At 39.1% G+C, this 12,601-nt stretch carries 11 protein-coding genes; 4 read left to right on the forward strand and 7 right to left on the reverse strand.

Annotated elements, in window-relative coordinates:
• The first annotated feature begins 47 nt into the window (after window positions 1-47).
• From CAO17_RS20130 to CAO17_RS20145, 4 genes are read left to right on the forward strand one after another with little or no spacing between them, the layout of a single operon-like run.
• Window positions 48-1,247: an amidohydrolase gene (locus tag CAO17_RS20130; protein WP_085994252.1), complete on the forward strand. Its 1,200-nt coding sequence runs from the start codon at window positions 48-50 to the stop codon at window positions 1,245-1,247.
• On the forward strand, window positions 1,240-1,953 hold the full coding sequence (locus CAO17_RS20135) for a DUF5058 family protein (protein WP_085994253.1): 714 nt from the start codon (window positions 1,240-1,242) through the stop codon (window positions 1,951-1,953). The genes CAO17_RS20130 and CAO17_RS20135 overlap by 8 nt, the downstream gene beginning before the upstream one ends.
• A 39-nt stretch (window positions 1,954-1,992) precedes the next feature.
• Entirely contained in the window at window positions 1,993-2,712 is a 720-nt protein-coding gene (locus CAO17_RS20140; protein ID WP_245831884.1) for a small-conductance mechanosensitive channel, read from the forward strand.
• A gap of 40 nt (window positions 2,713-2,752) precedes the next feature.
• Entirely contained in the window at window positions 2,753-4,015 is a 1,263-nt protein-coding gene (locus CAO17_RS20145) for a M20 family metallo-hydrolase (RefSeq protein ID WP_085994254.1), read from the forward strand.
• 304 nt (window positions 4,016-4,319) lie between these two features.
• Here the strand turns inward: CAO17_RS20145 and CAO17_RS20150 are convergent, their stop codons facing one another.
• From CAO17_RS20150 to CAO17_RS20180, 7 genes are all read right to left on the reverse strand, one after another.
• Window positions 4,320-5,411, reverse strand: a complete 1,092-nt coding sequence (locus CAO17_RS20150) for an NAD(P)-dependent alcohol dehydrogenase (protein WP_085994255.1) — start codon at window positions 5,409-5,411, stop codon at window positions 4,320-4,322.
• Between the two features lie 481 nt (window positions 5,412-5,892).
• Entirely contained in the window at window positions 5,893-6,816 is a 924-nt protein-coding gene (locus tag CAO17_RS20155) for an IS3 family transposase (protein ID WP_342744230.1), read from the reverse strand.
• A complete protein-coding gene (locus tag CAO17_RS20160; RefSeq protein ID WP_085992216.1) occupies window positions 6,717-7,292 on the reverse strand; it encodes a helix-turn-helix domain-containing protein in 576 nt (191 codons plus the stop codon). Before CAO17_RS20160 ends, CAO17_RS20155 begins: the two co-directional genes overlap by 100 nt.
• Window positions 7,293-7,903: 611 nt before the next feature.
• Window positions 7,904-8,995: an NAD(P)-dependent alcohol dehydrogenase gene (locus tag CAO17_RS20165; RefSeq protein WP_085994255.1), complete on the reverse strand. Its 1,092-nt coding sequence runs from the start codon at window positions 8,993-8,995 to the stop codon at window positions 7,904-7,906.
• Window positions 8,996-9,476: 481 nt separating this feature from the next.
• The gene (locus CAO17_RS20170; RefSeq protein ID WP_342744230.1) at window positions 9,477-10,400 is read right to left on the reverse strand and encodes an IS3 family transposase; all 924 of its coding nucleotides are present in this window, start codon (window positions 10,398-10,400) and stop codon (window positions 9,477-9,479) included.
• Window positions 10,301-10,876 (reverse strand): helix-turn-helix domain-containing protein, encoded by a 576-nt coding sequence (locus CAO17_RS20175; protein ID WP_085992216.1) that lies wholly within the window; start codon window positions 10,874-10,876, stop codon window positions 10,301-10,303. The genes CAO17_RS20170 and CAO17_RS20175 overlap by 100 nt, the downstream gene beginning before the upstream one ends.
• Window positions 10,877-11,221: 345 nt before the next feature.
• A complete protein-coding gene (locus tag CAO17_RS20180; RefSeq protein ID WP_085992217.1) occupies window positions 11,222-12,388 on the reverse strand; it encodes a Gfo/Idh/MocA family protein in 1,167 nt (388 codons plus the stop codon).
• Between the last annotated feature and the right edge of the window lie 213 nt (window positions 12,389-12,601).

Below are 12,601 nucleotides of genomic sequence, written 5' to 3' on the forward strand. Positions count from 1 at the left end.
TATATTTTATACTTTGAACAACTATTATATAACAGGGGGATTAAACGATGGGGAATGAATTATTTAATAGATTAGATGAAATTTATCCAGAACTAGTGGAATTTAGACGAGATTTACATATGTACCCGGAACTGTCCCATACCGAGGTGAATACACCTAGAAAGGTTGCGGACTATTTATCTGCTTTAGGAATCGAAGTACGAACAGGTGTCGGCGGGCGTGGAGTTGTCGGTACATTAAAAGGGGACAAGCCTGGTAAGACCGTGGCATTAAGGGCAGACTTTGATGCGCTGCCAATCCAGGAAGAAAATGATGTTGCCTATAAATCACAAATCCCCGGCGTCATGCATGCTTGTGGCCATGATTTACATACAGCCGCCTTGCTCGGTGTTGCAAAAGTGCTTAGTGAAAATAAAGATAAGGTTGCGGGCACGGTAGTCTTTATTCACCAATTTGCGGAGGAGGTTATTCCTGGCGGTGCAAAAGCCATGATTGAAGACGGATGCCTGGACGGGGTTGATGTCGTATACGGTGCCCACGTTAGCTCGACGGATCCACTCGGTGTCATCGGACTGAAAGAGGGGGATGTGATGGCATGTGGCGATACCTTTGAGATCGACATTTCTGGAAAGGGTGGACATGCAGCATCTCCACATTTAACGGTTGATCCACTTGTTGCTGGTGCTCAGGTGCTGTTAAATTTACAACAAATTGTTAGCAGGCAAGTGGATCCAGTAAAACCAGCTGTTGTCACGGTGGCAACCTTCGAAGGCGGTGATAGCTTTAACGTCATCCCTGATACCGCTCGAATTAAAGGGACGGTCCGTACCTTTGATGAAGATGTCCGTGACAGGATTGAAGCCTCCATTGAAAAAATCGCTATTTCGACATGTGAAGCCGTTGGAGCGACTGCTGAATTTAACTATGTTCGGGGGTATCCAGCTGTTACCAATGATCCTGCAGAAACAAAGCGAGTGGAGAGAATTGCCAAGGAATTATTTGATGAAGACTTCGTGAAGCACATTCCCGCACAAATGGGGATGGAGGATTTTGCTTATTATTTGAAAGAAGTACCAGGAACATTTGTCTGGGTTGGTGGAGCCCTTGAACAGAAAGAGGATGTATTCCCACATCACCACCCAAGGTTTAATGTCGATGAACGGGCAATGATCCCTATCGGAAGACTATTTATTGCATCTGTATTGGACTATTTATCCGAGGATAAAGGGGGAGATGGAAATGCCTGAACAAGTCATGAACGTAGCTAACGGTAGTATCGTTTGGATGATTGCTCTATTCATCATTGCGGTGGTTATTTTCCAAGCACTCGTCTTTATAAAACTTGCCAAAAAGGCAGCACCTGGGGCCGGGCTCAATTCGAAAGAGGTGTCAAGGGCAGTCCGAACTGGTTTTATCAGTTCACTTGGGCCCTCATTCGGTATTGCGATTGTTATTATATCGTTAATCGCACTGCTCGGTTCACCTGTTACATTGATGCGAATCGGAATTGTCGGTTCAGCAGCAACAGAAACCGCCGCTGCTCAAATTGGTGCGAACGCTTTTGGGGTTGAATTAGGTGGTGCTGGCTATAATACGAAGGCTTTTGCTACCGTCGTTTGGACGATGTGTTTAGGTGGAATGGGTTGGCTACTTTTTGCCCTGTTTTTTACCAAATCACTAGGAAAAGCAGAAAAGTCCATCCGCAAAAAAAATCCCAAAGCAATGGCAAGTGTTTCTTTAGCTGCCATGCTCGGTGCATTTGGTTATTTAGCAACGGAACAGATGATCAATGGAATCAGCTATGCTATTGCAACTATCGTCTCCCTAACCATCATGGTAACGATGATGAGTATGGCTGAGAAGAAAAACATCAACTGGTTAAGAGAGTGGTCACTCGGTATTTCGATGGTTTGTGGAATGATAGGTGGCTCCATTATTGTCACTCTTATGTAATGATTTATTTAAATCACCTGTATAAAAGGAGGAATAACCATGAGTTTAAATCCAGAATATGTTCGCGAGGAAGCTACGAAAGTGGAAAGTGATTCGCTTCATACCATGAGTGCGTTTCATCAACAATCCCATTTCTGGGGACGTCTGACCTTATTATTCGTTATTTTTGCCTCATTATCATTGCCCATGTATTTATCATTTGTCTTAGGTGCCCATCCAGGCTGGGGGCCGATTGTAGCGGGACTAATCGGATATGCAGCTTTTATTGGAATTCTTTGGGTGGTTGAACCAATCACTTATTTTCCAGTGCTTGGGATTGCCGGAACGTATATCGCCTTTTTATCAGGAAATATTGCAAATCTATGTCTACCATGTTCATCAGCTGCTCAAAAGGCTGTCGGTGCGGAACCGGGTACAGAAAAAGCAGAAATCGCTGGTGTATTAGGAATTGCCCTTGCCTCCTTAACGAATACCGTTGTGATTCTCTTAACGGTTTTAGGTGGAACCTATGTCATTGGGTTCATTCCTGAATCGATTCAAGCATCATTTATCTTTGTTCTGCCAGCCATTTTCGGCGCTGTATTAGGACAGTTTGCCTTTAAGACACCGATGTACGGAGTAATGACACTTATTGTCGGTTTACTTGTTTTCTTCTCCCCCATTCCGTCGTTACTAAAAATCGCATCTTGTGTGGCGATATCAATCGCTATCATTTATAACTTGGAGAAAGCAAAAGACAAGAAAACCAATGCATCTTAATTGAATATTTAAATTTAAAAAATAAGCGATAGGAGATGGAATAACAATGGTGGTCAAAGAGTTAACCATTAATCAGGAACGATTACAACGACATATGGATGAGCTTTCTGAAATTGGTAAGTTTGGTGAAACAGGTGTATGTAGGTTAGCCTTATCCAAGGAATATAAGATGGGTATAGAGCTTGTGAAACAATGGATGGAAGAGGCCGGACTACAGACGAGGGTGGATCATTTTGGAAACTTAATTGGTAGACTGGAAGGGAAAAATCCCAATGCTCCGGTACTCATGATCGGTTCCCATATCGATTCCCAACCGACCGGGGGGAGATTTGACGGTCCGATTGGCGTATTAGGTGGGTTAGAGGCTGTCCAAACCATCAACGAGCAAAACATCATCCCAGACATGCCGATTGAAGTTATTTCCTTTTGTGATGAGGAAGGCTTCCGATTTAATAAAGGTTTATTCGGTTCTAGAGGGATTACAGGTCAGTTAGAAGAAGGCGAACTGGAAAAGAAAGATAGGGATGGTGTAACGAGACGGGAAGCGTTAATAGAGTTTGGTGCTAATCCAGATGAGCTCGCTTCCTCCGAGTACCCAAGAGGTTCCATTGATTCGTATATCGAAATGCATATTGAACAAGGACCTGTGCTGGAAGCCGCTGATGTCCCCGTCGGCATCGTCACAGGAATTTCCGGCCCACTTTGGCTAACCGTGGAGTTAACTGGTGCAGCAGGTCATGCTGGAACGGTTCCCATGAAGGTACGTCAAGATGCATTAGTAGGTGCAGCAAAAATAATCTCCGGTCTGAACCAAATCGTACAACAGGAGGAAGATGCTCCAACAGTTGGAACCATTGGCAACTTAACCGTCGAGCCAAATGCGAGAGCGATTATTCCCGAAAAAGTGACGTTTACCATTGATTTAAGGGATATCGATATAGACAGGCGGAATCGCTATGAAGCGCAATTAAGAAAATATATTGAAGAAACAGCCCATGAAAATGGTTTACAGTTCACGATTACAGAAGATACAACGATTATCCCTGAATCATGCAGTGAGGAAATATTACAAGTTATGCGAACGGAGAGTAAAGCGATGGGGCTTGATGTCATCCCAGAATTAACGAGTGGTGCTTTTCATGATGCACTGCCTATGGCACAAGTCAGTAACATTGCCATGATTTTCGTTCAATCAAAAGATGGAATAAGTCATGATCCCCGTGAATTTTCAACATCAGAAGATATTGCAGTCGGTACCGAGTTACTTTACCGTACGGTTGTAAAGATGGGGACGGGGGTGTAGGGGGACGCGAGGGTCGCGGGGGCAGGTTCCTCGTCCCGAAATATTCCCCTTCATAGATAATGCTCTGTGGTGTCGCAGTAATGAAGAAAGTGTACCTTTCCTTCTTTTATTGATTAATCCTACTCTTCATTAGAATCTACCAAAAACAAGTTGCTCCCTTTTTGAAGCGCATGTTGTTGAATAAAAGAATTCGCAAACGTATCTAGAACATATAAGCAAATCAAAAGAGCCAAAGGAGAACCTTTGGCTTAAAATAGTTGGAAATGGGACGAGGAACCTGACCCTATGTCCCACTATGTCCCCATTACTTTGCAATTCTTACGATAGGTTTAATTGCTCCGCCATTTTTTGAATCCTCAAAGGCTTTGTTAATATCTTCAAATTCATAGAATCTGACTAATTTATCAAATGGGAATTGGCCTGCTTTGTAGTAATCAACTAATTCTGGAATGAAGACATTTGGTACTGAGTCCCCTTCAATAACACCCATCATTGTTTTTCCTTCAGCCATTAAATCATTATGCACATCAATATTCATTTCTGGTGTAACACCAACGATTGCAGCAACACCAAGCGGGCGTAATGCTTGTAAACATTGACGAACAACGGAAGGAACCCCCGTTGTATCGACAGCGTATTTTGTACCGTCGTTTGTTACTTCTTTAATTTCCTTCACAACATCTACATTTGTTCCATTAAATGTATGTGTGGCACCAAGCTCTTTTGCTAGTTCTAGTCGTGCATCGTGTACATCAACAGCAATAATTGTTTTACATCCAACTATTTTGGCAGCCATAATCGCACTTAAACCAACGGCGCCTGCACCATAAATGGCAATAGTTGAACCAAATTCTGGCTTGATTCTATTTAAAACAGTACCTGCCCCTGTCTGAATACCACATCCTAAAGGACCTAATAAAGCTAAATCTACATCTTTATCCACTTTAACAACATTACGCTCGTGAGAAATGGCAAATGTACCAAATGAAGATTGGCCAAAGAATGTTGAAAGTGGTTGCCCATCTTTTGATAATCGATGTGTATGATCGTCATGGGTACCACCAAAGTTTAGATCATTGAAAGTATCGCAGACTGTTGGATGCCCCGTTAAACAATTATCGCATTGCCCACAATGTGCGAATGATAATACAACATGATCGCCTTTTTCAAAACGTGTAACTCCTTCACCAACTTTTTCTACAATACCCGAGCCTTCATGTCCAAGTACTGCAGGTAGAGGTGTAATTGCTTCATCACGTGCAACTGCATCCGTATGACATACACCCGTAGCAACAATTTTCACTAAAACTTCATTTGCTTTAGGTACTGCTAATTCTACTTCTTCAAAACTAAAATCTTGACCTTTTCCTTCTGTTACTGCTGCTTTAATTTTCATAATGGCCTCCTATAGATTAAACAAAAGGGACGCGGGGTCAGGTTCCTCGTCCCGTAATTATCCCTTCTGTGATAAAAAGTTATGTGGTGTCGCAGATCCTTTCTTTTCGGTAATGAAGAAAGTGTGCCTTCTCTTCATATATTGATTAATCCCTTTTTTCATTAGAATCTACCAAAGACAAGTTGCTCCCTTTTTGAAGCACGTATTGCTGAATAAAAGGAATTCGTAAACGTATCTAGAACAGGTGTGTAAACCAAAAGAACCAAAGAGATAAAATGAAGCAATGGAATCTTTGACTTAAAAAAGTTCGAAATGGGATAAGGAACCTGACCCTATGTCCCCTTAAAATCTCCTCTTATATAGTTTTACTTTTCCAATAGTTAATAGAAATTATGTACAATTATTCAATTAACCTGAATCTTTACATACAGGGGGACGCGGGGGCAGGTTTGAGGTGACCCCCAAAAGTTAAAGTTTTATATTAAGCAGATAATTGGCTGGTGTGATTGCGGTATTGAACTGGACTCATACCAGCTAATTTTTGCTTGATACGTTTATTATTATAGTAAACTATATGTTTCTCAATCTTGTTTTTTAATTCCTTAAAAGAACACAATGCTTCTCCATGATACATCTCTTGTTTGAGTAAACCGAAAAAGTTTTCCATCGGCGAATTATCTAAGCAGTTTCCTTTTCTAGACATACTTTGAAAAATCTTATTCACTTTCAGTGTTTCTACCCATTTTCTATGTTGATAGTGCCACCCTTGATCAGAATGAATAGTTGTTCTGTATTTTGATTCTTTAACGATTTCTAACGTTTCATTGAGAGGTTTCATCACTAGTTCTAAATTCGGGCGCCTGTTTATTCCAAATGAAATAATTTCGCCATTAAACATATCCATAATCGGATTTAAATATAATTTTCCGTCGGTACATTTAAATTCAGTAATATCTGTCGTTAGTTTTTGAAGTGGCACATTGGTGTAAAATCGACGATTGATGCGGTTTTTGGCAACCTTCCCAATGGTACCTTTATAGGAACGATATTTACGTGTTTTTGTCCAGAATTTCTTGCCTTTAAGTCCTAGTTTCTTCATGATACGTTGAACCTTCTTATGATTCACTTTATGTCCACGGTTTCTTAATTCAAGGTGAATACGACGGTAACCATAATTACCGTTATGTTCATTGAAAATGGATTGAATGAGCCTCTCTAAGTCCTGATCTGGATTTTCCTTCATCATTATTTTAATATGATAATGATATGAAGACTCAGGGATGCCAACTATTTGTAAGACATCTTTTAATTTGAATTCTTCTTTGAGTTCGAATGATAGTGCTGCTTGTGCTTTTCTAGATATCCCTCCGGATCTATCTGAAAAGCTCGCAACTTTTTTAAGTATTCTACCTCCAAACGAAGAAATTCGTATTCTCTTTCCAATTGTTCACGTGTCATTTCTTTTTCATTTATTTGCTTCTTTTTTGTTTGTTTATTTTCTCTATTCTTAGATGTATTAGTCATAGATGGCAGTCCTTTCGTTTCAAAAACATCAACACCCCCCTTAAGAAAGGCTTTCTTCCAGTCAGCTATAATAGTGGAATTTTTCATCCCGAAATGAAGGGCTGTTTCCGTCTCTGAATATCCTGTTCTCTCTATAAATCTTAATACATCTAGCTTAAATTGAACAGAGTAAGTATGTTTCTTCTTCACACTTTTTAAACCATCTTCACCAAATTCTTCATATACTCGTATCCATCTACCTACACTGGATTTTGATTTTATATTATGCTTCTTAGCTAAATCTCTAATTCCTAAATATCCATTTTGATAATCTTTAACTACTTTTATCTTTAAATCATCACTATATTTTTTGACCATAATAGAACACCCCAAAAATTAGTTTTTTCACTCTAACTTTTGGGGTGCACTACAGTTCCTCGTCCCGCAATTTTCCCCTTCATAGATAAAAGCTCTGTGGTAGCATAGAGGCTTAGTTTTCGGTAATGAAGAAAGTGTGCCTTTCCTTCTTTTATTGATTAATCCTTCCTTTCATTAGAATCTACCAAAAACAAGTTGCTCTATTTTTGAAGCGCATGCTGTTGAATAAAAGAATTCGCAAACGTATCTAGAACAAGTGAGCAAATCAAAAAAGCCAAAGGAGAACCTTTGGCTTTGGCTTAAAATAGTTGGAAATGGGACGAGGAACCTGACCCTATGTCCCACTTAGTTTAATTTCTGTGCTGTTCCTGTACGTGAAGATGTTTCAATTGCGTCGAGAAGTTGATNTTCTTTTATTGATTAATCCTACTCTTCATTAGAATCTACCAAAAACAAGTTGCTCCCTTTTTGAAGCGCATGTTGTTGAATAAAAGAATTCGCAAACGTATCTAGAACATATAAGCAAATCAAAAGAGCCAAAGGAGAACCTTTGGCTTAAAATAGTTGGAAATGGGACGAGGAACCTGACCCTATGTCCCACTATGTCCCCATTACTTTGCAATTCTTACGATAGGTTTAATTGCTCCGCCATTTTTTGAATCCTCAAAGGCTTTGTTAATATCTTCAAATTCATAGAATCTGACTAATTTATCAAATGGGAATTGGCCTGCTTTGTAGTAATCAACTAATTCTGGAATGAAGACATTTGGTACTGAGTCCCCTTCAATAACACCCATCATTGTTTTTCCTTCAGCCATTAAATCATTATGCACATCAATATTCATTTCTGGTGTAACACCAACGATTGCAGCAACACCAAGCGGGCGTAATGCTTGTAAACATTGACGAACAACGGAAGGAACCCCCGTTGTATCGACAGCGTATTTTGTACCGTCGTTTGTTACTTCTTTAATTTCCTTCACAACATCTACATTTGTTCCATTAAATGTATGTGTGGCACCAAGCTCTTTTGCTAGTTCTAGTCGTGCATCGTGTACATCAACAGCAATAATTGTTTTACATCCAACTATTTTGGCAGCCATAATCGCACTTAAACCAACGGCGCCTGCACCATAAATGGCAATAGTTGAACCAAATTCTGGCTTGATTCTATTTAAAACAGTACCTGCCCCTGTCTGAATACCACATCCTAAAGGACCTAATAAAGCTAAATCTACATCTTTATCCACTTTAACAACATTACGCTCGTGAGAAATGGCAAATGTACCAAATGAAGATTGGCCAAAGAATGTTGAAAGTGGTTGCCCATCTTTTGATAATCGATGTGTATGATCGTCATGGGTACCACCAAAGTTTAGATCATTGAAAGTATCGCAGACTGTTGGATGCCCCGTTAAACAATTATCGCATTGCCCACAATGTGCGAATGATAATACAACATGATCGCCTTTTTCAAAACGTGTAACTCCTTCACCAACTTTTTCTACAATACCCGAGCCTTCATGTCCAAGTACTGCAGGTAGAGGTGTAATTGCTTCATCACGTGCAACTGCATCCGTATGACATACACCCGTAGCAACAATTTTCACTAAAACTTCATTTGCTTTAGGTACTGCTAATTCTACTTCTTCAAAACTAAAATCTTGACCTTTTCCTTCTGTTACTGCTGCTTTAATTTTCATAATGGCCTCCTATAGATTAAACAAAAGGGACGCGGGGTCAGGTTCCTCGTCCCGTAATTATCCCTTCTGTGATAAAAAGTTATGTGGTGTCGCAGATCCTTTCTTTTCGGTAATGAAGAAAGTGTGCCTTCTCTTCATATATTGATTAATCCCTTTTTTCATTAGAATCTACCAAAGACAAGTTGCTCCCTTTTTGAAGCACGTATTGCTGAATAAAAGGAATTCGTAAACGTATCTAGAACAGGTGTGTAAACCAAAAGAACCAAAGAGATAAAATGAAGCAATGGAATCTTTGACTTAAAAAAGTTCGAAATGGGATAAGGAACCTGACCCTATGTCCCCTTAAAATCTCCTCTTATATAGTTTTACTTTTCCAATAGTTAATAGAAATTATGTACAATTATTCAATTAACCTGAATCTTTACATACAGGGGGACGCGGGGGCAGGTTTGAGGTGACCCCCAAAAGTTAAAGTTTTATATTAAGCAGATAATTGGCTGGTGTGATTGCGGTATTGAACTGGACTCATACCAGCTAATTTTTGCTTGATACGTTTATTATTATAGTAAACTATATGTTTCTCAATCTTGTTTTTTAATTCCTTAAAAGAACACAATGCTTCTCCATGATACATCTCTTGTTTGAGTAAACCGAAAAAGTTTTCCATCGGCGAATTATCTAAGCAGTTTCCTTTTCTAGACATACTTTGAAAAATCTTATTCACTTTCAGTGTTTCTACCCATTTTCTATGTTGATAGTGCCACCCTTGATCAGAATGAATAGTTGTTCTGTATTTTGATTCTTTAACGATTTCTAACGTTTCATTGAGAGGTTTCATCACTAGTTCTAAATTCGGGCGCCTGTTTATTCCAAATGAAATAATTTCGCCATTAAACATATCCATAATCGGATTTAAATATAATTTTCCGTCGGTACATTTAAATTCAGTAATATCTGTCGTTAGTTTTTGAAGTGGCACATTGGTGTAAAATCGACGATTGATGCGGTTTTTGGCAACCTTCCCAATGGTACCTTTATAGGAACGATATTTACGTGTTTTTGTCCAGAATTTCTTGCCTTTAAGTCCTAGTTTCTTCATGATACGTTGAACCTTCTTATGATTCACTTTATGTCCACGGTTTCTTAATTCAAGGTGAATACGACGGTAACCATAATTACCGTTATGTTCATTGAAAATGGATTGAATGAGCCTCTCTAAGTCCTGATCTGGATTTTCCTTCATCATTATTTTAATATGATAATGATATGAAGACTCAGGGATGCCAACTATTTGTAAGACATCTTTTAATTTGAATTCTTCTTTGAGTTCGAATGATAGTGCTGCTTGTGCTTTTCTAGATATCCCTCCGGATCTATCTGAAAAGCTCGCAACTTTTTTAAGTATTCTACCTCCAAACGAAGAAATTCGTATTCTCTTTCCAATTGTTCACGTGTCATTTCTTTTTCATTTATTTGCTTCTTTTTTGTTTGTTTATTTTCTCTATTCTTAGATGTATTAGTCATAGATGGCAGTCCTTTCGTTTCAAAAACATCAACACCCCCCTTAAGAAAGGCTTTCTTCCAGTCAGCTATAATAGTGGAATTTTTCATCCCGAAATGAAGGGCTGTTTCCGTCTCTGAATATCCTGTTCTCTCTATAAATCTTAATACATCTAGCTTAAATTGAACAGAGTAAGTATGTTTCTTCTTCACACTTTTTAAACCATCTTCACCAAATTCTTCATATACTCGTATCCATCTACCTACACTGGATTTTGATTTTATATTATGCTTCTTAGCTAAATCTCTAATTCCTAAATATCCATTTTGATAATCTTTAACTACTTTTATCTTTAAATCATCACTATATTTTTTGACCATAATAGAACACCCCAAAAATTAGTTTTTTCACTCTAACTTTTGGGGTGCACTACAGTTCCTCGTCCCGCAATTTTCCCCTTCATAGATAAAAGCTCTGTGGTAGCATAGAGGCTTAGTTTTCGGTAATGAAGAAAGTGTGCCTTTCCTTCTTTTATTGATTAATCCTTCCTTTCATTAGAATCTACCAAAAACAAGTTGCTCTATTTTTGAAGCGCATGCTGTTGAATAAAAGAATTCGCAAACGTATCTAGAACAAGTGAGCAAATCAAAAAAGCCAAAGGAGAACCTTTGGCTTTGGCTTAAAATAGTTGGAAATGGGACGAGGAACCTGACCCTATGTCCCACTTAGTTTAATTTCTGTGCTGTTCCTGTACGTGAAGATGTTTCAATTGCGTCGAGAAGTTGATGGCGAACGAGAGCATGGGCAAAATCAGGCGTATGGTTCGTACCTTCACGAATATCCTTTGCAAATTGCGCATATAGTCTTCTCGTATTATTTGATACACCTTGCTCATATAGTTCCCCTGAATTACTTGATCCATCAACTGGTCCATCTTGAGCTAAATCATAATAAACAGAGGGAATAGTCATTTCGCTGACCACGGTATCTTCCCCGCGGCCACCTTCCAGTTTTAAATCTGTTAACTGAACTTGTCCAATTGGAGCAGTTAAAATCAAGTCCCCCTTAGTACCGTTAATTTCCCAACGCATATTCTCTCCACGAGAGCTACCACCTCGGTAAAATACAGAGATAGCTGCACCACTATTCACTGTACCTATAATAGAAGCATGATTTGGAGAAGTAACAGGAATACTCTCATTTTCCTCCATTAACAGAACTTCTGATTGGTTGGATACTAGGTTAGCTGAAACACTTGAAAAATCACCGAGCATGTAAGATAAAGCATCTAAGGCATGAAAAATTGGAATAGATAGTAGTGTCGCTCCGTTTGCTGCATCAAATAAATAGGCATGGTTACGATCGGTAACATTTCCCCAAGCCATGCCTGATCCAACTAGAATGGATCCTTGCACCTCACCAATATAACCATCTGCAATTAAATCACGCACGTAACGAATAGCTGGTTGAAAACGTGCCTGTAAGCCTACAGCAGTGCGAACACCAGCTAGCTCAGCGCGTTTAGCAAGATCTTTTGCTTCTTCTAGACCGTTACCAAGTGGCCATTCAGAAAATACCATTTTACCCGCATCCAGAGCAGCAGAGATTAGTTCATGATGGTAAGGAACCCTTACTGTTACAACAACTAAATCCACGTCAGGATGATTTACTAAATCCTTATAATGATCAAAAGCTGGCACTCCAAATTCCTTTTCAGCTGCTTCTGCTGATTCACGACGGCTCGTACTTACTGCCCGTAGTTCATACTCTTCTGGTAATGCTTTAATAGCTGGAATATGTGCGTTGACTGCCCAACTATCAGGGTTTAATGGGCTTGCACCAATAATGCCAACACCAATTTTCTTTTTACTCAATTGTTTTTCAGTTGCCATGCAACCTCTCCTTTACTCTATTTATTATTCCATTTAATTCGCTTGCAAATGAAATGATTAAGAAGGAAGGGTTTAAAAATGGTACCCTCCATCTATTTCATGAGCTTCTCAATCATAAACGCTCTTCAGGTCTAATAATTTATCTTGTTGTTAGGTCGTTCGTAGATTGTCTCTTTCAAATTAAACATTCAACCGTTAAATAAATTCTAGCTT

Origin of the sequence: Oceanobacillus senegalensis (assembly GCF_900176885.1) — a bacterium.
Lineage (GTDB): Bacteria > Bacillota > Bacilli > Bacillales > Amphibacillaceae > Oceanobacillus > Oceanobacillus senegalensis.

Coding starts and splice junctions, on each gene's coding strand:
- CAO17_RS20150 (WP_085994255.1), bottom strand. CDS start 5,411: ATGAAAATTAAAGCAGCAGTAACAGAAGGAAAAGGTCAAGATTTTAGT.
- CAO17_RS20175 (WP_085992216.1), bottom strand. CDS start 10,876: ATGGTCAAAAAATATAGTGATGATTTAAAGATAAAAGTAGTTAAAGAT.
- CAO17_RS20160 (WP_085992216.1), bottom strand. CDS start 7,292: ATGGTCAAAAAATATAGTGATGATTTAAAGATAAAAGTAGTTAAAGAT.
- CAO17_RS20180 (WP_085992217.1), bottom strand. CDS start 12,388: ATGGCAACTGAAAAACAATTGAGTAAAAAGAAAATTGGTGTTGGCATT.
- CAO17_RS20165 (WP_085994255.1), bottom strand. CDS start 8,995: ATGAAAATTAAAGCAGCAGTAACAGAAGGAAAAGGTCAAGATTTTAGT.
- CAO17_RS20140 (WP_245831884.1), top strand. CDS start 1,993: ATGAGTTTAAATCCAGAATATGTTCGCGAGGAAGCTACGAAAGTGGAA.
- CAO17_RS20130 (WP_085994252.1), top strand. CDS start 48: ATGGGGAATGAATTATTTAATAGATTAGATGAAATTTATCCAGAACTA.
- CAO17_RS20135 (WP_085994253.1), top strand. CDS start 1,240: ATGCCTGAACAAGTCATGAACGTAGCTAACGGTAGTATCGTTTGGATG.